This is a genomic window from Ectothiorhodospira shaposhnikovii, assembly GCF_047222355.1.
Taxonomy (GTDB): domain Bacteria; phylum Pseudomonadota; class Gammaproteobacteria; order Ectothiorhodospirales; family Ectothiorhodospiraceae; genus Ectothiorhodospira.
On record NZ_CP178333.1, the window covers coordinates 2,088,917 to 2,110,097 of the forward strand.

16 protein-coding genes are annotated in these 21,181 nt (G+C 64.4%); 3 read left to right on the forward strand and 13 right to left on the reverse strand.

Features of this window, described 5'->3' with window-relative positions; translation table 11 throughout:
• Positions 1–2 precede the first annotated feature (2 nt).
• Together rnt and ACLF6L_RS09550 are read left to right on the forward strand one after the other, a co-directional pair.
• Positions 3–656: a ribonuclease T gene (rnt, locus tag ACLF6L_RS09545; protein WP_238617939.1), complete on the forward strand. Its 654-nt coding sequence runs from the start codon at positions 3–5 to the stop codon at positions 654–656.
• An 18-nt stretch (positions 657–674) separates the two neighbouring features.
• Positions 675–1,649, forward strand: coding sequence for a response regulator (locus ACLF6L_RS09550; RefSeq protein ID WP_238617940.1), 975 nt, complete (start codon positions 675–677; stop codon positions 1,647–1,649).
• A 13-nt stretch (positions 1,650–1,662) separates the two neighbouring features.
• On the opposite strand, the gene grxD is transcribed toward ACLF6L_RS09550, so the two are convergent.
• Positions 1,663–1,983, reverse strand: a complete 321-nt coding sequence (gene grxD / locus ACLF6L_RS09555) for a Grx4 family monothiol glutaredoxin (protein ID WP_238617941.1) — start codon at positions 1,981–1,983, stop codon at positions 1,663–1,665.
• A 73-nt stretch (positions 1,984–2,056) separates the two neighbouring features.
• Positions 2,057–3,838: an N-acetylglutaminylglutamine amidotransferase gene (locus ACLF6L_RS09560; protein WP_238617942.1), complete on the reverse strand. Its 1,782-nt coding sequence runs from the start codon at positions 3,836–3,838 to the stop codon at positions 2,057–2,059.
• A 206-nt stretch (positions 3,839–4,044) separates the two neighbouring features.
• Here ACLF6L_RS09560 and ACLF6L_RS09565 point away from each other — a divergent pair, with 206 nt between their 5' ends.
• Positions 4,045–5,559, forward strand: coding sequence for a fumarate hydratase (locus ACLF6L_RS09565; protein ID WP_412851553.1), 1,515 nt, complete (start codon positions 4,045–4,047; stop codon positions 5,557–5,559).
• A gap of 64 nt (positions 5,560–5,623) precedes the next feature.
• Here ACLF6L_RS09565 and ACLF6L_RS09570 read toward each other — a convergent pair whose 3' ends face one another.
• The 11 genes from ACLF6L_RS09570 to ACLF6L_RS09620 all read right to left on the reverse strand — a co-directional run bounded on the left by ACLF6L_RS09570 (position 5,624) and on the right by ACLF6L_RS09620 (position 21,169).
• A complete protein-coding gene (locus tag ACLF6L_RS09570; RefSeq protein WP_238617944.1) occupies positions 5,624–6,079 on the reverse strand; it encodes a hypothetical protein in 456 nt (151 codons plus the stop codon).
• A gap of 20 nt (positions 6,080–6,099) precedes the next feature.
• The gene (locus tag ACLF6L_RS09575) at positions 6,100–7,011 is read right to left on the reverse strand and encodes a TIGR01777 family oxidoreductase (protein WP_412851554.1); all 912 of its coding nucleotides are present in this window, start codon (positions 7,009–7,011) and stop codon (positions 6,100–6,102) included.
• Positions 7,012–7,057: 46 nt separating this feature from the next.
• Positions 7,058–7,219, reverse strand: a complete 162-nt coding sequence (locus tag ACLF6L_RS09580) for a hypothetical protein (RefSeq protein ID WP_200175264.1) — start codon at positions 7,217–7,219, stop codon at positions 7,058–7,060.
• Positions 7,220–7,318: 99 nt separating this feature from the next.
• Positions 7,319–7,699 carry a YajD family HNH nuclease gene (locus ACLF6L_RS09585; protein ID WP_008932875.1) on the reverse strand — a complete coding sequence of 127 codons (381 nt, stop codon included), beginning with the start codon at positions 7,697–7,699 and terminating at the stop codon, positions 7,319–7,321.
• A 34-nt stretch (positions 7,700–7,733) separates the two neighbouring features.
• Positions 7,734–9,458, reverse strand: a complete 1,725-nt coding sequence (locus ACLF6L_RS09590) for a potassium channel family protein (RefSeq protein WP_238617946.1) — start codon at positions 9,456–9,458, stop codon at positions 7,734–7,736.
• Between the two features lie 20 nt (positions 9,459–9,478).
• Positions 9,479–9,862 (reverse strand): DUF6394 family protein, encoded by a 384-nt coding sequence (locus tag ACLF6L_RS09595; RefSeq protein ID WP_238617947.1) that lies wholly within the window; start codon positions 9,860–9,862, stop codon positions 9,479–9,481.
• Between the two features lie 114 nt (positions 9,863–9,976).
• Entirely contained in the window at positions 9,977–12,079 is a 2,103-nt protein-coding gene (locus ACLF6L_RS09600) for a DEAD/DEAH box helicase (protein ID WP_238617948.1), read from the reverse strand.
• Positions 12,076–13,395 (reverse strand): BREX system ATP-binding protein BrxD, encoded by a 1,320-nt coding sequence (brxD, locus tag ACLF6L_RS09605; RefSeq protein WP_412851555.1) that lies wholly within the window; start codon positions 13,393–13,395, stop codon positions 12,076–12,078. The genes ACLF6L_RS09600 and brxD overlap by 4 nt, the downstream gene beginning before the upstream one ends.
• A complete protein-coding gene (pglZ, locus tag ACLF6L_RS09610; protein ID WP_412851556.1) occupies positions 13,392–16,142 on the reverse strand; it encodes a BREX-2 system phosphatase PglZ in 2,751 nt (916 codons plus the stop codon). Before pglZ ends, brxD begins: the two co-directional genes overlap by 4 nt.
• Positions 16,132–19,818, reverse strand: coding sequence for a phage resistance protein (locus ACLF6L_RS09615; RefSeq protein ID WP_412851557.1), 3,687 nt, complete (start codon positions 19,816–19,818; stop codon positions 16,132–16,134). The genes pglZ and ACLF6L_RS09615 overlap by 11 nt, the downstream gene beginning before the upstream one ends.
• Positions 19,819–19,975: 157 nt before the next feature.
• Complete coding sequence (locus tag ACLF6L_RS09620) at positions 19,976–21,169, reverse strand: AAA family ATPase (RefSeq protein ID WP_412851558.1); 1,194 nt, start codon at positions 21,167–21,169, stop codon at positions 19,976–19,978.
• Positions 21,170–21,181: the final 12 nt, after the last annotated feature.

Here is a 21,181-nt window from a genome sequence, read left to right on the forward strand (position 1 = left end):
CCATGACAGACGAACTGAACTTCCGCCCCATGGGCAATCGTTTCCGTGGTTTTCTGCCCGTGGTGGTGGATGTTGAAACCGGCGGCTTCAATCCCAAAACCGACGCCCTGCTGCAGATCGCGGCCGTGTTCCTGCGCATGGACAAGGACGGCTTCATCCAGCGGGACCGGACCCTGTCCTGCCATGTCCAGCCCTTCGAGGGGGCCAACATGGATCCCAAGTCCCTGGAAGTGAACGGGATCAATCCCTGGCACCCCCTGCGTATCGCCCTGCCCGAGGACGAGGCCCTGCAACGGGTGTTTCGTGAGGTCCGCCAGGACATCAAGCGCAATCACTGTACCCGGGCCATCCTGGTGGGGCACAACGCCGGCTTCGACCTGGCCTTCGTCAACGCCACCGCGGAGCGGGCCCAGGTGAAGCGAAACCCCTTTCACCCCTTCAGCAACCTGGACACCGTCACCCTGTCGGCACTGGCCTACGGCCAGACCGTGCTGGCCAAGGCGGTGAAGGAGGCCGGCCTGCCCTGGGACAACTCGGAAGCCCATTCCGCCACCTACGACGCGGAAAAGACGGCCGACATCTTCTGCGATGTGATGAACCGGTGGAACCGGCAGATACTGCCGCTGGAGGCGTCCGCCATGGACAAGGCCTTGTGAGTTCCTTATAAGAGAATCATGGATCCACAGCGAGAACTTCAGATGCCGCCGCCGCTGTCCATTCTGGTCGTTGACGACATGCAGTACAGCCGGACCGTGCTCAAGAATACCCTGGAGCGCATCGGCTATGACGATGTCAGGCTGGCGGGATCCGCCGCGGAAGCGCTGGACGCACTCACCCTGAGACGGGCGGACGTGGTGATCGCGGACTGGGTCATGCCGGAGATGAACGGCCTGGAGCTGGCGGCGGCCATTCGCCGGCAGGATGAGGAGGCCGGACGCTACACCTCCATCATCCTGTTCACATCCAAGGATGAGGACAAGGCCATGTTGCAGGCCTTCCATGAGGGTGCCGACGACTTTCTCACCAAACCGATCCAGGATGTCCAACTGGCGGCACGCATCTATGCCGCCGGGCGGATTGCCATGCTGCAGAATCGCCTGATGGAAACTTCCGCAGCGCTGGAAACGGCCAACCGGCTGCTGGAGCACCAATCCACCACGGATCTCATCACCGGCCTGGCCAACCAGCGAGCCCTGAATCAGCGCCTGGAGGCACTGGTGCTGGAAACCCAGGCCCGGGGCGGAGGGTTCTGCCTGGCCCTGGTCAGCCTGGATCAGCAGGACGAGGCGCAGGTATCACCTTTTGAGGATCTGAGTTCGGAGGTGCTGCTGGGCTTTGCCAAGCGTCTGCGTCTGGCGGTTCGCCCCACGGACCTGGTGGCCAGGGTCGGCGAGGAGGAGTTTGCCTTGCTGATGCATGTGCATTCTCCCCGGGATTTCAATCGGGATCTGTTCAAGCGGGTGCTGACCAGCATCACCCGGGACGGTATCCAGACCTCCGAAGGGGCGGTACCGGTCCTGGTGTCCATCGGTGCCCACTTTCATCAGTCGGATCAGCCGCTGATGACCATCCGGGAACTGATGAAGCAGACCCGGAGCAACCTGGATCAGGCCCGGGGTCAGAGCGGCACCCGGGTGGTGGTGACCTGACCGGCGCCGCCTATCACGCCTCCCCGGCGGCTTCCTTGACCATCTGTTGCAGTTCACCGGACTCGAACATCTCCAGGGTGATGTCGCAGCCGCCGATCAGCTCACCCTTGATGTAGATCTGCGGAAACGTGGGCCAGTCGGCAAAGCCGGGCAGCGCCTGCATGATCTCCTGATCCGCCAGGACATTCACATAGGCAAAGGGTGCCCCGCAGGCCTTGAGCGCGGTGGCGGCCCGATTGGAGAAACCGCACATGGGGAACTGGGGCGTCCCCTTCATGTAAATGATGACGGGGTTTTCCTCCACCTGCTGCCTGATACGATCCAGAGCGTCCACTTCGTTTGACCTCGTGTTGATGAAAAGCCCCAGCCGGGGCAAATTCCGTTGGTTTGTTCCCGGGCGCCGGCGCCTAGCCGGCGTGGATCCCCTGGCGCTGCAACCAGAATTCCAGCAGGGCCAGATGCCAGAGCTTGCTGCCCTGGATGCGGGTCAGATGCTGCTCCGGGGCCTTGAGCAGGGTTTCCACATACTCCCGCTGATACAGTCCCCGCTCACGGCAAGCCCGGGAATCCAGGATGTCGCGCATGAAGTCCAGAAACTCCCCACGCACGTACTTGAGGGCCGGTAACGGGAAATACCCCTTGGGACGGTCGATGACCGCATCCGGCAACAAGCCCCGGGCCATTTGCTTGAGCACGCCCTTGCCACCCTGGGCCAGCTTCAGCGCCGGCGGCATGCGGGCCGCCAGCTCCACCAGTTCATGATCCAGGAACGGCACCCGGGCCTCCAGCCCCCAGGCCATGGTCATGTTGTCCACCCGCTTGACCGGATCATCCACCACCAGAGTGGTGACGTCCAGACGCAGCACCGCATCCAGGAAGGTGTCCGCGCCCGGCTCGTTCAGGGCCGCCTCGATCAGCAGGGCCGTATGATCCTCTCCCACCAGGGCCGGATTCACCATGCGGGCAAACTCGGGCTGGTCGCGATCGAAATAGTGCCGACGGAAGCGTTCCACCAGGGTCCCTTCCGTCTCCGCCGCCATGCGCGGATACCAGAAATACCCGGCAAAGACCTCATCGGCCCCCTGCCCCGACTGCACCACCTTCACGTGCCGGGAGACCTGCTCCGACAGCAGGTAGAAGGCCACCGCATCCTGCCCCACCATGGGCTCGGCCATCTGGTCCACCGCCTCGGGCAGACGGGCCAGAACCTGGTCATTGGGCACATGGAAGCGGTGATGATCGGTGGCATAGCGCTCGGCCACCGGGTCGGAAAACTCGAATTCACTGCCCTTCTCCTCGGGCTGATCCTCGAATCCCACGGTGAAGGTCTTCAGTCCCGTCGCCCCCGACTCCGCCAATAGGGCCACCAGCAGACTGGAATCCAGGCCGCCGGAGAGCAGCACCCCCACCGGCACGTCGGAAATCTCCAGACGCCGCTTGACCGAGCGCCGCAGGGCATCATGCACGGCCTCGGTCCATGCCTCCGGAGTCAGCTCCCGGTCGGGGCGGGTGGCCTCCAGCTGCCAGTAGCGTTGCAGCCGGGTACGGCCGTCCTGCTCCACGGTGAGGGTATGACCGGGCTGCAGCTTTCTCACGCCCTTGAACAGGGTGCGGGGGGCGGGCACCACCGCATGCAGGGTGAAGTGATGATGCAGGGCCACCGGATCGATGTCCGTATCCACCTCTCCCGCGGCCAGCAAGGCCTGGATGTTGGAGGCAAAGCGCAGACGCCGGTCGGTGTGACTGTAGTAAAGGGGCTTGATGCCCATGCGGTCCCGGGCCATGAACAGGCGCCGCCGACGCAGATCCCAGACCGCAAAGGCAAACATGCCGTGAAAGCGCTTGACGCAGTCCTCGCCCCAGGCATGGTAGGCCTTGAGGATGACCTCGGTGTCGCCGCTGGAAAAGAACCGGTAGCGATCCTCCAGTTCACGGCGCAGTTCGCGGAAGTTGTAGATCGTGCCGTTGAACACCACCGCCAGCCCCAGTTCGGGGTCCAGCATGGGCTGGTTGGCCCGGTCGGACAGATCCAGGATGGACAGGCGGCGATGCCCCATGGCCAGGGGGCCGTCGGAATAACTGCCTTCGTGATCCGGACCACGGCGACGCAACCGATCCAGCATGCGCCGGATGGACTCAAGATCGGGGAGGGATTCGTTGAAATTCAGTTCGCCGCAGATGCCGCACATGGAGGTCGTCAGGGATCCTTAGAAATGGGGGTGTCGTACATTGATGTTCACACAATACAGGAGATGGGGGCGAATTGGACACGCTCAAGTCCCATGTCGCGCCGCATCAGGACAGCCGGCGCGTTTCATCCGGCGGCAAGACATGACGCGCGGACCGCATCGGGATAAGATGCGCGGCTCAACGCAGACACTTGCCGGAGTTCTCCATGTCCGTCATCCGCCAGGAAGACCTGATCCAGAGCATCGCCGATGCCTTCCAGTTCATCAGCTACTACCATCCCCAGGACTACATCCAGGCCCTGACCGCCGCCTACGAGCGCGAGGCATCCCCCGCGGCCCGGGATGCCATGGCCCAGATCCTGATCAACTCCCGCATGTGCGCCGAAGGTCATCGCCCGATCTGTCAGGACACCGGCATCGCCCTGGTCTTCCTCAAGGTAGGCATGGACGTGCGCTGGGAGGCGGACATGAGCCTGCAGGCCATGGTGGACGAAGGGGTCAGACGGGCCTACCAGCACCCGGACAACACCCTGCGGGCCTCGGTGCTGCTGGACCCGGCCGGTGACCGCCGGAACTCCCGCGACAACACCCCGGCGGTGGTGCACATGGAGATCGTGCCGGGAGATCACGTGGAAGTGATCTGCGCCGCCAAGGGCGGCGGTTCCGAGAACAAGTCCAAGCTGGCCATGCTCAACCCCTCCGACTCCATCGTCGACTGGGTGCTCAAGACCGTGCCCACCATGGGCGCCGGCTGGTGCCCGCCGGGCATTCTGGGACTGGGCATCGGCGGCACACCGGAAAAGGCCATGCTGCTGGCCAAGGAATCCCTCATGGCCCCGGTGGACATCCATGAACTGATCGCCCGCGGCCCGCAAAACCGGGTGGAAGAACTTCGCCTGGAACTGTACGAGAAGGTCAACGCCCTGGGCATCGGCGCTCAGGGGCTGGGCGGCCTGACCACGGTGCTGGACGTGAAGATCCTGGATTACCCCACCCATGCGGCCTCCCTGCCCGTGGCCATGATCCCCAACTGCGCCGCCACCCGCCATGTGCATTTCCACCTGGACGGCAGCGGCCCCGCCGTCCTGACGCCGCCCTCCCTGGAAGACTGGCCGCAACTGGAGTACGACGCCTCCAAGGGCAAGCAGGTGAACCTGGACACCATCACCCGGGAAGACGTGGCCGGCTGGCAGCCGGGCGACGTGCTGCTGCTCAATGGCCGCCTGCTCACCGGCCGGGATGCGGCCCACAAGCGGCTCACCCAGATGCTGGACGAGGGCAAACCCCTGCCGGTGGATTTTGCCAACCGCTTCATCTACTACGTGGGTCCGGTGGACCCGGTCCGGGATGAGGTCATGGGACCGGCCGGCCCCACCACCGCCACCCGCATGGACAAGTTCACCCGCCAGATGCTGGAACAGACCGGCCTGCTGGGCATGGTGGGCAAGGCGGAACGGGGTCCGGCGGCCATTGAGGCCATCAAGGATAACCAGGCGGTCTATCTCATGGCCGTGGGGGGTGCCGCCTACCTGGTTTCCAAGGCCATCCAGGCCTCCCGCGTGGTGGCCTTCGAGGACCTGGGTATGGAGGCCATCTACGAGTTCGAGGTCAAGGACATGCCCGTGACCGTGGCGGTGGACAGCCGGGGCACCTCGGTGCACGAGACCGGACCCAAGGAATGGCGCGGCCGCATCGGCAAGATCCCCGTCGTGGCAGGCTGACAGTCACCCGGCAGCGCTCGAAACGCCCCTCTCCCTCCTTTGGGAGAGGGGTTGGGGGACCTGGCTACGGCGCATCCGGCGGCGGACCTTCCGCCAGCCCGTAGAACCTCGCCACCCGCACCGCGAAATCGTAGATGGGTTGCGGCGATGCCGCGTCGGGCATGCCGTTGATGACCTTGCGCCCATCCCGCAGGTTCAGGCAGACCACATAGCGATGGCCCCGATTGAAGGGGTAACGCTCGATGCTGATGCGCTCCACACTGGCCAACTCATGCTCCAGATACTGGCTGCGCCCGAAGGGCCGCCAGTGCTGGATATCGACCCTGGCCGGCGAGTGCTGGAAACGATAGACGGACACCGGTGACAACCGCCACAGGGAGGTGATCAACATGCCCACCAGCACCAGCAGCACGGCCAGACTGGCCAGGGGCGGCACATGCCCGCCGACAAACTCCCGGACGAAGAAGCTGCCGTAGACCACCAACGCGACAATGGGCAGTCCCAGGATCAGGACTGCCATGGGGTCCCAATGGCGGATAATCATCGGGATGCGATCTCGTGCATGGCCTTGTCGATGTCCGGATACAGGAACTCGTATCCCGCCTCCAGCAACTTGTCGCCGGCGATGGTCTGGGAATCCAGCACCACCGTGGACATCTCGCCCAGGGCCGTGCGCAGCATGAAGGCCGGTGCCGCCACCACCGCGGGGCGACCCAGGGCATGGCCCAGGGACTTGGAGAACTCCCGGTTGCTCACCGGCTCCGGCGCCACCGTATTGTAGACACCGAACATGGCGTCATCGGTCAGGGCACGGGTGATGACACCGACCACATCCTCCAGATGAACCCAACTCATGATCTGACTGCCATCGGAAACGGGGCCGCCCAGTCCCATCTTGAAGACCGGCAGCAGTTTCGCGATCACGCCGCCGTCCCGCCCCAGCACCACGCCAAAGCGCAGGATCACCACACGACTGCGGGGGTTGAGATGGCCGGCCTCCTCTTCCCACTGACGGCAGATATCCGGCAGGAATCCGTCACCGGGCTCGCTGTCCTCGGTCAGACGATCCGGCAGGTTGACCGGGTAATAGCCGATGGCGGAGGCGGAGACCAGCACCTTGCACTGGGGGGCATGTTCGTTGAGACCTTCCACCAGGTGCCGGGTGGGTTCGATGCGCGAATTGAAGATGCGTTTCTTCTGCTCGGGACTCCACCGGCGGCTGGCCAGGCTCTCCCCCACCAGATTCACCGCCCCGTCCACCCCCTCGAAGGCCTCCTCGGGTATGGGAGAACGGGTATCCCACTGGACGAACCGACAGCCGGCGGTGCCGAGCCTGCGCCGGGCGCCGGACACATTGCGGGTCAGCACCACACATTCGTAGTCCTGGGAAACCAGGCGTCTGATCAGATGGGACCCCACAAAGCCAGTGCCCCCGGTGATGAGGATTTTCATGCCTTCTCCATTCGATCAGTCAGTGGTCCGACAGGACGCTTCCCCGTCAGTCCTGTTTTTGGTTGTCGGATGTCTTCTGTTCCTCGGCCCGGCGGCGGTCCCGCTCCTCCCGATCCCGACGCAGGGAGCCAAATTGCCAGATGGCAAACGCCACCACCGCGCCGATGATCAGCAGGCCTTCAAACATCTTGAACGTCGAGGCTTCCACGGTATGTCCTCCGGTCTTGGGGGGCCACGGGTGCGGGCCACGCCCCATGGTCTGAAAAACTACGCCGGGAACCGCACCCGGTCAACCGGTGGGCGTGCCTCAGTCCTTGCCCTTGAGCAGATCCCCCAGGGCCGCGAAGGGGTTATGGGTGGCTTCCTTGCCCGTGCCGCCGGCACCCGCCCCGCCCCCATGACCGGACATGGCCTCGGTCAGGCGCTGATGCTCGTTGTCGTGGCAGTACACGCACAGCAGTTCCCAGTTGGAACCATCCTGGGGATTGTTGTCGTGATTGTGATCCCGATGATGCACCGTCAGTTCACGGACATTGCCGTGATCGAAGGTACGCCCGCAACGTCCGCAGACCCAGGGATACATCTTCAGGGCCTTGGCCCGGTAACCCTGCTCCCGCGCCGCCTGTTCCTTGTGGCTGTTGGCCACGATCTGATCCAGACGTTGTCTGGAGGATGAATTAGACGCCATCTCACACCTCGAAAAAACCTGAAAATCCCTGCCGTCAGCGATCCCGATCCGGGCCTGCCGCCGGCTCGGGACGTCCCATGCCCAGCATACGCCAGATCCAGCCGTCCGGGCGATTGTCACCGGTCACAAGATAGCGCAGGGCCTGCTGATCCCGCAGCAGATGATGTAGATAATCCGCGGCGCGGGGGCGGCCGCAGAGCAGGAGCCGGTCGCCCTGTTCGATGAGGGTGTCCTCCGAGGGCGTCAGCCTCTCTTCTCCCTCCCGGCAAAGCATCAGGGGCACGCAGTTGAGAATCGCGTAGCGGGCCTGACCGGCCTCCAGCAGCCGCCCCAGGGTGACCGGATGGCCTTCCCGGATCAGGGCATGCAGTGCAGGCGCCCCCCTGGCCGTCACGTGTACCCGCCAGACTTCGGGCACCCGCTCGTCCGTCACCCCGCTGATCCGGCTGAGGAGTTCATTGGCCCAGGCCTCGCCCCGGCCCAGGCTCAGTTCCAGAAAGCGGGCCAGCAGGGGATTGCCCAGGTGGGCCAGGATGGACTCCACGATCATCTCGCTGGAGCGCATGACCAGAGCCGGCCGTGCCGCGTCGAACAGGTCCTGATTGTCGCAATGATTCTGGCGGGCGACCATAAACAGGTCCGCCTTCAGATCCCGGGCCGTCATGATCACGGAAAGATTGTTGGTGTCCTGCTCCGTCCCGGCCACCAGCCCCACGGCCTGATCGATCCCCGCCAGGCGCAGGGTGTCCGCCTCGGTGCCGCGCCCCTCCACGCAGGGGCCATCGCATCCGGCCCGGGACGGGTCGATCTCGATCACCACCGTGCTCAGCCCTTGCGCCACCATGGCCCGCCGCACCGCCTTGCCGAAGCGCCCGAACCCCACCAGGATCCAGGTACCCTTCGGCGGATGCACCGGCTCCTGCAGGGGAGACCCGGGCACGCTGGTCAGCCATTCCCGCAACAGATACAGCCCGGGCGAGCGCAGGGCCAGTCCAAGACGCTCCCCAAAGGCATCGAAGGGGTTGATGATGTGATCGGTGCCAAAGGAGGCCATGTTGTCCTCGGTGGACCGGGTATGGGCGCGGCAGATCACCGGCAACTCCGGGTTGAGCAGCTTGCTGGTGATGGCGATCTTGAGATTGGCTTCCTCGTCGTCGGTCAGGGCCACCACACCCCGGCACAGGGGATGCAGGAGCCCCGCGGCCTTGAGATGCCGCGAGACGCTGGCATCCCCCAACAGCCCCGGCACATGCAGGGTCAGGTCCGCCAGTTCCAGGTCATTGATGCGATCCGGGTCGTAGTCGATCACCACCGCATGACGCCCCCGCTGCACCATGGCCCGCACCAGCATGGAGCCGGTGTCTCCATGACCGCAGACGATGTAGAACGGATCCTTCATGCGCCGCACGGCGCGGTCGAGGGCCTGGGAACCGAGGGCCTGCTTGAAGGCTGGATCCTGGATCAGGGTGAGGATCTTGCCGATGGCATAGAGCCAGGCGACGATGGTGAGATAGATGCTGAAGGTGACCCACATCCGCTGGGCATCGGTGAAGGCGTAGGGCACCTCGCCAAAACCGGTGGTGGTGGCGGTATAGCTGAGAAAGTAGAAGGCGTGAAAGATGCTCATGCGCCAGGGTTCGCCCTGGTCGTCCACTCCCGGGATCAGCAACAGACCGACACCGGACACCGTATACGCCCCGATCAGCACCAGCAACGGGGTGCGCATGCGCCGCAGGAACAGGAAGATGACCTTGTTCATGGGGCCGCCCTGGCGCCGGACTAGCGGCGCAGATTCACGGTGTCGATGATGACCAGGACCACCGACACGATGTTGGCCAGCAGGGCGCCCGCCGCCAGGGAGACGATGCTGGCCATCATGACGGCATCCAGACCCGTGGCGCTGACATGGGCCGCATAGGCCCACACCACCCCGGCCACCAGCAACTGCAGCACGGCCACCAGCGAACTGGCCAGCAGCAACGCCCCGGTCTGGGTACGGTCACCGAACTTGAGCACGGTGGCGATGAGGTTCACCACGATCACCGCCAGCAGCTCATAGCTGTGGTGATGGTCCGGGTTGTCGAACTCCCCCAGGACGAAGCCGAAGTTCAGGGTCAGGGCCAGAAGGATGAAGAAGCTGAAGACGACCTTTTCCAGGGACATGGTTCACCGGTGTGGTGGGATTGGGTGCCGGTCTGGCGAGCTACCGGAGCCAGACAACAACTGTGGAATACAACTTACCGCAAATTCGGTGTGGATACACCCGCCCCCTCCCCTTCAGATCCGCAGCAGACCCAGCGTCTGACCCTGCAACAGGGCAAGCGCCTCATCCACCCGATATCGCGCCCGGATCTCCTCATCGATCATCGACTGCGGCAGACATTGGGCAAATTTGAGTTCCTGGATGAAGCGGGCATCCAGGGGGACGAGCACACCTTCGGCGCCGGCCTGGGCCAGCTGTCGCGCCAGCCGATCCTTGAAGGCATCCCTGTCGAAGACCTTGGAAAAACTGATGGCCAGATTGTCGGCGGTCACCCGGTCCGCCAGTGGGCGCAAGGCCTGGGCCAGGGCGGCGTTGCAGACGGCACCGGCAAAGGTCCACCAGGTGGCGTGCCCCTCACCGTCCATGATCAGGCAGGTGGATTCCGCGTCGACCCAGTCGTACTCCTCTTGCAGGGATGCCAGTCGCTCCCGGGCACGGCGGCTCAGATCCGGTGGAAAATCCCCATCGGCCAGCACCCGCTTGATGGCCTGACACAGCGACAGATTCATGGGCTGCCCCACACTCAGCCACTGGGCTCGACCCCGTAGCTCACAGGGTTCCACATAGGCACACCGTCGCGGCCAGTCCACATGGCGGGTCATCCAGTTGCGCCCGGCCAGGGTGAGCAGGACCGGGCCTTCGTCGCTCAGGCCAAAGGTGAGCTCATGCACCTCCCCCAGTTCCCGTTTGCCATGCAGGACCCTTACCGTGGGCGGAGTGATGAACACCGAGACCAGATCCATGAAGTGCCGATGACCAAAGGTTTGCTCACCCCGTCGACCGATGCCCAGCATGCCCTGATCCGAATGCAGGATGCCCGTTTCGATCATGCCGTCCAGCAGGCGCTGGCGCAGCCGGGGATCGATCGCCGCAAAACCGGGCATGCCGCCGATCCAGACCGGGATGTCGTCGGCGATCACCCCCCGCTCCTGCAGCACCAGCGCCATGATCTGCTGGGCATGGATATGCAGCGGCATGGCAGGCGGCTGGACCGGCTCCACATAGCCCTGCCGCCAAAGATGCAGCAGACCCAGTGCACGCAGAAAGGCATCCTCCGTCGTGGCCAGAAACAGGCAGTTGCGGATGCTGCCCCGGCGACGCCCGGTACGACCGATACGCTGCAAGAACGAGGACACCGTCCAGGGCGCATCCACCTGAATCACCCGATCCAGATCCCCCACATCGATTCCCAGCTCCAGGGTGCTGGTGGCCACGATCACGCAGTCCCGCCCCTGGGCAAAGGCCGCCTCCGAGGCCCGGCGCTCTTCCAGACTCAGGCTGCTGTGGGACACGAAAGTGTTCACACCCAGCCCACGCAGTTCCATGGCGATCTGTTCCACCCTGGCCCGACTGTCCACGAACACCAGCCGTTTCTCACCACGGTACAGACGCGAGATCACCAGGGCCGCGTTCTCCAGCGATCCCACCCAGTCCAGTTCCACCTGGGTCTCCACCGTGACCGGAGCCGGTGGATCGATCACATGGCAGGAGTGCTGCTGCCCACCGGCCAGCCACTGCGCCAGCGCCTCGGGATTACCCACCGTGGCCGACAGTCCCAGGCGCTGGATCTCCCGCCCGGCGATCCGCGACAGGCGCTCCAGCACCGCCAGCAGATGCCAACCCCGGTCGTCCCCGGCAAAGGCATGCACCTCATCGATGATGACCACCCTCGCCTGCCCCAGCAGCCGCCGATGATCCACCCGGGCGGAGACCAGGATGGCCTCCAGGGATTCCGGGGTGGTGAGCAGGATATCCGGCGGATCACTGACGATGCGGGCGCGCCGGGCGGCCCCCACATCCCCATGCCACAAGGCCACCCGGCGACCCAGCAGACCCGCATAATGCTCAAGACGGGGCAGCAGATTGTTGAGCAAGGCCTTGATGGGGCACACATACAAAACGCTCACCCCCTCCCAGCGTTCGGTGAGCATGCGCGAAAAAACGGGGAAACAGGCCGCTTCGGTCTTGCCGCCCGCGGTGGGCGCCAGCAGGATCGCATGCGACCCATCCAGGACCGGATCGATGGTGGCCTCCTGGACCGGGCGCAGGCGCGGCCAGCCCAGGCTGTTGGCGATGTGATGCTGCAGCGCCGGGTGCAGCCGGTCAAAGGCGGTCATGGATCCAGCTCGATGTCATCCACGCGGGTGGCTGCGCGGGCAGCCCGTTCCAGCGGAGTCATCTCATGGTCCGATAGGGTCAGGGCATAGTCCCGACGCGGATCGAAATCCTCAAACTGATCGACGCGGTCAAGCACCTCGCCCACCAGCTTTTTGAGAAAGAGCCGCGGCGCAATGCCCACGCGCCCGCCCAGATCACCGGTCACCGCCTGGGCCAGCAGGGCCAGATAGGCATCGTCCACCCGGGCCATGATTCGCTCCGGGCACCGGCTGCCCCGGGCATAGAGATCCCGCACCTTGGTGCCCAACGCCTCCAGTTGCGCCGTATCGAACCCCTTGAGACGGATCTGCACCGCCCGGGGGTTATCAAATCGGGCATCGGTGGAGAAATCCACGGCCAGACGCTGGGCCAGGGGCGGCAGACGCTGGACCCCCATCGGCCCCTCGAAGAAGGCGGGCGTTCCGGTCATCAGCAGATACAGCCCCGGGAAACGGCCCGCATCCACCTCGTCCATCAGTTGCCGCAGGGCATTCAGGCTCTTGTCCCGGGCATCGCCCCGCATGCGTTGCAGGGTTTCCACCTCATCCAGCACCAGCAGCATCCCGGGATGACCGGAATCCTTCAGGATGGTGAGAATGCCCTGCAGAAAGCTCAGGGCACCGAAATGGTCGATATCGCCCTTGATGCGGGCGTAACGCTTGATGGCGGCGGAAATATTGGGTTGACCGGCCATCCAGGCCAGCAGCCCGTCGGCAATCTCCTCCCGCCCCTCCAGCAGGGCCTGGCGATAGGCTCGCAGGGTCAGCGAAAACGCCGGTGCCGACCGCACCACTTCGCCCAGACGCTTCTCCATCAAGGCATCGGTGGCCGCCACCAGAGCCGCCCCGTCTTCAGGATCGACGTCCGACTGAGCCAGGACATCCTCCTCCAGGGTATAGAACCAGGATTCCACCACGTTGCGAAAGGCGCCGTTGGGACAATCCGACGTGGTCAACCGCTCCATGAGGCGTCGATACACGGTCTCCAGGCGATGCAATGGCGTTTCGGTCTCGGACACCTGCACTTCGGCACAGGCGAATCCCAGTCCATGGGCACGTTCCCTCAGCCAGCGGGTGATGAAGGTCTTGCCGCTGCCGTACTCCCCCCGCACCGCCTTGAACGCCGCGCTGCCGCCGGCCACCTTGTCCATTTCCTCGTCAAAGGTCGCCTGGAACGGCTCCAGCCCCACCGCCAGCGCATCCAGCCCGTACTGCGGGACCGTGCCCCGGCGCAGGGCGTCGATGATATCCCGGCGTCTTTGCGCACTGACCGTCATAGCTCGAACTGCCCCTTCAGATCCGTCAGGTTCAGGCGCACGGTTTGCGCCTCGCGCTGCACGGTCAGCACCGGATAACCATCCACGTTCAGCAGTTTCTGCGCCGATGACAAAAACCCGCGCAGGCGAATGGAGGGTATCTCCAGGCGCTGGGCCACGGTGGTCTCCATGGCCACGCCGCCGCTCTCATGGAGCAAGGCCAGCAATGCACGAAGCTGTGCCTCGGTGACGCCGGCCCGGCCCGCGCGGGAGCGGGTCTGGACATAGACCGGCGAGCGGAACAGGGCTTCGAGCCAGTCGGGGTCGTCCGCCGGAGCCGGCACGGGTGCGCTGGCGGCGGCGACCGCGAACAGATCACCCTGCCCGGCCGCCTTCTCCGGCGGCTGGGCGCGACCACGCCGACGGGCAGGCTCGACGTCCGGCACCGGCGCTGCCGTGGATGCCGTCGTCGGCCCGGCCAGCCACCACCCGGGCACCGAACCGGGCAATTCCGTCCAGCCCGCCAGGCCCTGAGCGTCGCTGGCACTGATGTAGACACCCAGCGGGATCACCACCTCCTGCAGACTTCCCCCCCCGTGATAACCCCGGCTCCGGGCGCGAGTGTAACGGGGCTTCTCGCTCCAGGGCACCACCACACGCTGCCCCGGCATGAGCACCCGCGGGCCTTCCAGCATCCGTTCGGATTCGGCCGGCACCTCCACCTCCGGGCGATAGCGTTCACCGCCGGGGGTGTCTGCCTGCCGGAAACTGGAATCATGATCCAGCACATGGCCGTGGTCACTGGTAATGATGACGGCACGCTCCCCCTCCCGGGCCGCCCCCAGCACCTGACGCAACAGGGAAATGGACTGCAGGTTCCAGGCCACGCTCACCTGGGCGCTGCTGGAGAGCTGATCGTCGATGGCATTGATCACCACCGCCGTGACCCGGTGTTCGGTGCCGGCCAGCAGGGCCCGTGCCTCGGATGCCAAGGCCCCGCTACCCGGCTGCCGCAGTGCCTGCTTGTGCAACAATCGGGGGGGATATCGGGTGGAGGACACCTTTTTCAATGCCGGATGATTTTCAAAGGCTTGCCTTTCATCGACCGACTCTCCGCTGCGCAACGCACCGGACAACAGCGCACAGCGACTGACCCGGGTGATGGAAGGCAGGGCCGCGATCAAGGCCCGTGCGGGCTGATCGGGGGTGTCACTCACCTCGATCCAGCCATGGGACTGCAAGTCTTCCTGAATTTCCCGATACACCGCGGCACTCATGCCATCCAGCACCAGCAGCAATACCGGCCTGGACTGGGCCAGGGGGGCCACCAGTGTCTCCAGCGCCGCCTCCACCGGCCAGATTCCCGCCGGCAGGGCATCCCCCCGGGCAATGGCGGGCAGATGGGCGGCAAACTCCCGGTTGCGGCGTTCACGGCGGCTCGTCACCGCCTGGAGCAGATCCCCATAGGCCTGATTCAGCGCCTCGTCATCCTCTCCGGTCCACATCTGGCTGCGCGCCCAGTCCACGAAACTGCCCTCGGCCATGTAGTGGCGCACGGCCCGGGCCGGGGTGTCGGCGACCTCCTGATCGCCCTGGGCCAGCCAGCGCACCAGACGCAGGGCCATCCTCGCCCGTTCCAGCTGTACCTGCCGATGGGGCCACCGGGCCAGCCCATGGCGCGCCAGTGCCTCCCAGGCGGCCTGGGTGTCCTGGCAGTTGCCCCGTCGGAGATCCGTCCGCAGGGCCTGGGCAAAGGCCTGTAACCGCTGGCGCCAGCCCCCCGGCAGCAGGTCCGAGGTGATCAGGATCGGTGCCAGATCCAGACTGGCCAGAATCTGCTCCGCCTTGTCCAGAGTGCCGCCGACGGCCCGAATTCCCCCCTCATCCAGCAACCCACGGGTGGTTTCGAGGGCATGGACGCCGAACTGGGCAATGGCCCGGCCATCAAGCCTCTCCCCGCCCAGGTAACGCTCCACGAAACGCCCGCGACTGGCATGCAGATCCGCGGCAGACACCCTGCCCCCCGCCTCCAGTTCCGGATCATGGATCACCGCCATGGCCAGCCCCACCGCCAGCAGATCCTGGCCGTGACCGGCAGTGAACAGGGCGGTGACCACGGTCCCGGTCAGCGGCAACGCGGCATGGAACCACTCGCCCAGATGCTCCCGCACGTCCGGGTCCAGCACCCGCAGGTGATGTTCCACATCCGCCTGTAACGACCAGCGGAACAGATAGGGCAACGCCAAGGCCGGATGACGGTAGTCCAGATAGCCCCGGGCCAGGGCCAGCCAGGCCGTCTCCAGGTCCAGGACCTCGCCGAAATCCATGGCTTCCCGGTACTGCTCATGGCAATTCAACAAGGCCTCGGCCATCCAGCGACCCTGGCGGCGGGACAGACGGGGGTCGATTTCCCGCACCCGGATCAGCTGCTGCAGCGTTCGCCAGGGACTGATCTGCTGCGGCTCATGCCCCCAGAGGCGGGCCAGCACATCCTTGCCCAGTTGCCCCTGGTGCAATGCCGACAGCAACACCAGCCGCTCCGGTCCGCGGTGATTGACCAATTGCTCCCGCAGGGCGAGTTCCGAAGGGCAATGGACCAGCTTCACCGTCTGCTTGCCCACCTGCAGCACCACGCAGTCGGGCACCAGGGGAGCGGGCCAGACCAGGGCCACCCGATCCGCCAGGGGAGCACGCTCGAAGATAGCCTGCAACTGGGTCACCACGACCCGTGGCACCAGGGCTGCCTCGCCCACCGGATCAGTCACCATCCCGGCCGCTCCGCTGGGGGTCGGTGGTGCTGATGGTCCAGGTCAGATCCAGGGTGTGGTGCTCACCCAGAGACTGCTCGATCTGGGCAAAGACCTCCCGCGCCTGACGGCGGGTCAGTCCCGTGCGGGCCGCCTGTCTCACCACTCGCTGATCCTGACACGCAGGGGGTGACACAGGCGGCTCGGGCACCAACGACGGCGTCGGAATGGCCGAGTCAATCAGGGCCGTCGCCTCCCTCTGGGCCTGACGCAGCACCGGAGCCAGAGGCGTCACCAGTTCATCGGCATCCAGGGCCTTGAAGACCCGATCCCGGATCGCCACGGCCCCCGGATGACCGCTCTCCCAGATTTTGGTGAGCAGGGACCAATTGTTGTTCTGCAGCAACTGGGTTACGGCACCGGCGGAATGGATGCTTCGGCCCAGGGCCTGATCCGAACTGGGCGCCTGCACATCGGCCAGTCGATTCACCAGGGCGACGCCATCCAGGCGACTCAACGCCTCCAGCAGATCCCGGGCATGTTCGGCGGTGCGGAAACGATGCCCCGTCAAGGGCTGCCCCAGTTGCTGCAACTGAGCGGCCAGCACATTCACCAGTTCATCGGCGGCCCCGATGCCGGCCTGGGCAGTCTCATGGATGGACTTGACCAGCGCATTCTGATGATTGGCGGTACGCAGCGGATGGGGCGTCAGCCCGAACAGCGCCCCCGCCTTGTCCAGGGCCTGTTTCCACACGGCGGGCTCGGCCAGCTCCTGCTGGACCAGCACCAGGGTGTCGGGCAGATCCTTGAGTTGCGGGTCATATTCCTGGCCATGAAAAAGACAGGCATATTGCCCGTACTCCACGAACACCATGATCAGCAGGTTCTGCACCGCCTCCGGCAGTCCCCTGGGACGGGGGCGGTCCATGGCCGCCCGCAGGCGCGCCACGGTCAGGGGGGCATCCATCTCCTGGCCGTCATGGGCCAGCTCCCGACGCAACTCGTTGGGCCAGGCGGGCTTGAAGATGAAATGTCGCTCGTGCATCTCCCCCAGGTTCAGGGGCTGAGCAATCTGGCGCATCAGGGCACGCAACCCACTCTCCACATCAATGCGATGCCCATTGGCGTGAATGGCCCGCCGTAGCTCCCCCATCACCTTGCCCAGATCATTGATCCGCACCTCCGTCTCGAATGCCGGATGGTCGGGATACTGAAAGCGCAATGCCTGTCCCAGCAGTTGCTCGAAGGCCTGGCGCAGATTGACGCCATGGGGCAGACGGGGCGTGAATCCCGGCTCCAGGGACATCACCGGCTCATCCAGGGAACGGGCCTCGTCCAGAGTGCCCGGTATCGCCTCGCTACCGCCGTAGGCGCCCAGCAGGCAATCCCTGAGCCGCTGGCGCAACTGGCTACGCTGATTCTCCAGCAGGGTACGGGCCTGGGTGCGATCCACCGGACTCAGATAACGGCTGAAGGAGGCAAAGCGGTCATCACTCTTGAGCACATACTCCAGGCGCACCAGCACCCCCAGATCCCGCTGTGCCGCCTGGCTCAGAAAACACGGAATCCAGCACAGGGTCCGGGTGCCCTGCCCCCGGGCTTCATACACCTGCACGCGGGCACGGGCATCGGTGGGAGCATGATCCCCATCGAAGGGAAAGCCGATGATCACCTTCCAGTCCGGATCGCGGGCCTGAAAGGTATTGAAGTCCGTGATCTCGCGGATGTTCTGGAATGCCACCTCCACCGTGCGGCGGGTGCCCCGCCACAGCAGACTGTGTTCCACGAACAACTGGCCATCCCCCTGAATGCCGAAGGCCTCAAAGATCATGTCCTGGATCAGCTTGCGGCGGGCGCCGTCATTATCGTGGATCTGCGCCTGCTCCAGGATGCCCTGGGTATCCACGCCGGAGAGCTGGATGCCGATAACGGGCTGGGCATCGTCGCTGATCTTGATCTCGCCCACCTGCCCTGCCCACTTGCGGCACTTGGCCGCCACCGTGCGGCCTTCCTGACCGGGGATGGGCGATTTGATGGTGCCGTGGTTGAGTGCCGCCAGCTTGTTGGCGGTGAGCTGCTTGAAGCTCTCCACCTCGGGCACCAGGGCCGCCAGCAGCAGGGTCTTGAGCAGTCGCAGATCAGTGTTGAAGGCCCGGCGGCGGGGCGCGTCCTCGGGCAGGGCCTCCACGTCCTGCCAGGACATGCCGTGTTCCCCCTCCAGCAGGGGCAGCAGCTTGCGCTCCAGCAATTGCCGGGCATTGTCGAAATGGGCGCGCATCTGCTCGGAAAAGGGTTCCGCGTCGGAGGCGATCACATCGTACAGATCTCCCACCGGGATCACGCCCCCCAGTTGCAGGGTCTCGCGCTGGTGCACCAGCAGCATCAACATCACCTTGAGGGCCGTCCGCTCCCGCTGCAGGGCCGATGACAGGGCCACCAGGGCCTGCACCAGGGCCGGGCTGAAGGGATACAGGTCACGGAACATGTCCCGATCCCCCTGGGTGGTGAGCAGCAGTGTGTACACCTCGTCCCGCAGGCCCTTGTCGATCGTGTCAAAGGCCGCCTGGATCTGCTGGCGGGCCGACTCGTCCCGGGGCCGCAGGAGCCGGCGCTGGGCAATCACCGGCAGGTTACGATCTTCCAGGGTGATGGTGTGAAAGCGCCCTTCCCAATATTTGAGGGCGTCGCTGAGCACCACCTGGTCGGTGCCGGTGTACTGATCCCCCACAAACTCTCGCAGATCCCGCTGCCGGGCGATGAACGCGGCCATGGGCAGGGCCCTGGACTCACTGGGTTCCACCAGCTTGACCACCTTCTGGATGTTGTGGGCAATGAACTGCTGATCGGCGATATGGCTGGCCAGCCAAAGGATCAGTTCATCCAGGAACAGCACCACGGCATCGTAGCCCAGCCCCTTGGCATGCTGGGTCATGATGCGAAGCCCTTCGTCGAACCCCACATACCCGCCTGCCTGGCTATTGGCCACATCCGCCACGGACCGGAACAGGGTGCCCACCAGATCGCCCACCAGGCGGGCCTTTTCTTCATCATCGGTGCGCCCCTGGAGCACGGCATCAAAGCTCACCGCATCCCAACCCTGGGCCAGGTCCCCCCACTCATCATCACCCGCGGAACCCCCGGCACCCTGATTGAGCACAGCGAAGAACCGTTCGTCCCCCATTTGCTCGCGCATGTTCTGGGCATCGCGGAAGAGGCGATCGCTGAGATAAAAGCCGGGTTGGGGGGCCTCGGGATGGTGGCGCTGGATGTGGCGCACATACCCCCCCAGGATGCCCGCCTCGATGCTGGGGGCACCGATCATGTGGTAGGGCACCAGCAGGATGTTTTGCCGCTGCAGCCAGTCATCATGCCGACTGACCACGGGCGCCAGTTCGGGGATGGCCCGGGCATCGGGGTGCCCCTGCATCAGCAGGTGGGCGACGGCCATGAAGTGGGATTTGCCGCTACCGAAGCTGCCGTGGAGATAGGCCCCCTTCTGGCGGTTCTGGCCACCCACCACGGTGCTCTTGATGAAGCTCAGGGCGTCGTCAAAGGCCTTAACCAGTTGCGGCGTCACCACATACTGATCCAGGGTCTGCTGCACGGCCTCCCCTTCCAGGCCGTGGGACAGGTTGAGCACGAAGTCGCCCCGCTGCACCCGCTCCGGGATGTGGATCAGCGCTTTCATCAAGGGCATCGGAGGCATTCCTTTTGGCTTGGCGAAAAGTGCCCATGATAACCCGCATACAACCCAAATCCAGTGCGGGAAGGCCTCAACGGCTTGCGAATCGGATCAAAATGCCGACGATCCAAGCAGTGCGTTGCGCTTGCCCGTTTCCTCGGCATCGTGATCCTCAAAAATCCGGAATTGCGCCTAGCGCACCTGAATGATATTTACCATACAGGTTGTCGTCCGCACGAAGCCCGGTGACATCATCAAGACGCCATGCCTCGCTTTTCAAGTCTTTTTTCTCGGTCAGATAGACCTGGTGTTTGGCCAGTAGATTGAGCACTTCAGGCGTGTGACAGGAAAAGATCAGCTGCGCGGCGTGAGGGTTGTGATGCTCATGCCGAAACATATCAAGGATTGGCTCCAGCATATGTGGATGCAGATCATTGTCCAACTCATCCACGATCGCTACCCCACCTTTGGCAAGGACAGGAAGGATGGATTCCAGCAACACATACGCTGCCTGCGTGCCACTGGATTCATCAAAAAAACTCAGCTTGAACCGACCTTCAGCCGCACGGTGAATCCCCATGGGAATAAAGGCCTCTTCTTCCTTGCCAGGCACTTCTGACTCCCTTCTTATCTGGACCGCCTCCAGCTCCACAGCGTCCAACCCCAGATCCATTTCACAGAGCAGTTGATTCGCGCGCTGACTCAGATCCGGGTGGTCATGAAAAAAGCGGGCGCTTTGCAAAAGCCGACCCGGCTCGAAATGGTTCCGCCCACTGACATGCAGATTGTGCGAAAAGGCCCGGAAATACCGCACCATGCGCGCCGCGAGCGGCACATCATGCACATGGGCGACGGCGATGATTGAACTGTTTTCCCGCAGGGTATCCTTGCCCCGGACTGGAAAACCAAACCGCTTCTGCTTGAGCTCGTACCCGTCCCCGGTACGTTCCCTGACAAACACATAGCTGAAGGTGCGGCTCGTCCGACGATGCAAGGACTCATGAAGCACATGATCCCGTTTGACCTCCAGACGATACCGGTACTGTTCACCCTCAAGGTCAAATTCCAGCTCAAATCCGGTAGGCTTGTCTCTCGCAAATGCATGGGGTTGAAACGGAATCGAATCGTCAGGCTCGGAACGCAGGTAGGATTCCGCTACAAACCAGCTCAGGAAGGCGAAGGGTTTGAGGAACTGCGTCTTGCCGGAGCCATTAGGCCCCAACACAGCGATCACCTTGTTGCCACGGGAACCATCTGCCAGTGACAGATCGTATCCCGAAGGCGCAGGTTGCCGCCCCACCCGAAAGGAAACTTCGGCCTCATCCAGAAAGGAATAGAAGTTGTAAAACCGCAGGCTGCGTATCATTTCAGGCCATTT

Excerpts from the sequence above, each read along its gene's own strand:
- rnt (WP_238617939.1), top strand. The coding sequence starts at position 3 with ATGACAGACGAACTGAACTTCCGCCCCATGGGCAATCGTTTCCGTGGT.
- ACLF6L_RS09550 (WP_238617940.1), top strand. The coding sequence starts at position 675 with ATGGATCCACAGCGAGAACTTCAGATGCCGCCGCCGCTGTCCATTCTG.
- ACLF6L_RS09560 (WP_238617942.1), bottom strand. The coding sequence starts at position 3,838 with ATGTGCGGCATCTGCGGCGAACTGAATTTCAACGAATCCCTCCCCGAT.
- ACLF6L_RS09565 (WP_412851553.1), top strand. The coding sequence starts at position 4,045 with ATGTCCGTCATCCGCCAGGAAGACCTGATCCAGAGCATCGCCGATGCC.
- ACLF6L_RS09570 (WP_238617944.1), bottom strand. The coding sequence starts at position 6,079 with ATGGCAGTCCTGATCCTGGGACTGCCCATTGTCGCGTTGGTGGTCTAC.
- ACLF6L_RS09575 (WP_412851554.1), bottom strand. The coding sequence starts at position 7,011 with ATGAAAATCCTCATCACCGGGGGCACTGGCTTTGTGGGGTCCCATCTG.
- ACLF6L_RS09585 (WP_008932875.1), bottom strand. The coding sequence starts at position 7,699 with ATGGCGTCTAATTCATCCTCCAGACAACGTCTGGATCAGATCGTGGCC.
- ACLF6L_RS09590 (WP_238617946.1), bottom strand. The coding sequence starts at position 9,458 with ATGAACAAGGTCATCTTCCTGTTCCTGCGGCGCATGCGCACCCCGTTG.
- ACLF6L_RS09595 (WP_238617947.1), bottom strand. The coding sequence starts at position 9,862 with ATGTCCCTGGAAAAGGTCGTCTTCAGCTTCTTCATCCTTCTGGCCCTG.
- ACLF6L_RS09600 (WP_238617948.1), bottom strand. The coding sequence starts at position 12,079 with ATGACCGCCTTTGACCGGCTGCACCCGGCGCTGCAGCATCACATCGCC.
- brxD (WP_412851555.1), bottom strand. The coding sequence starts at position 13,395 with ATGACGGTCAGTGCGCAAAGACGCCGGGATATCATCGACGCCCTGCGC.
- pglZ (WP_412851556.1), bottom strand. The coding sequence starts at position 16,142 with ATGGTGACTGATCCGGTGGGCGAGGCAGCCCTGGTGCCACGGGTCGTG.
- ACLF6L_RS09615 (WP_412851557.1), bottom strand. The coding sequence starts at position 19,818 with ATGCCCTTGATGAAAGCGCTGATCCACATCCCGGAGCGGGTGCAGCGG.
- ACLF6L_RS09620 (WP_412851558.1), bottom strand. The coding sequence starts at position 21,169 with ATGATACGCAGCCTGCGGTTTTACAACTTCTATTCCTTTCTGGATGAG.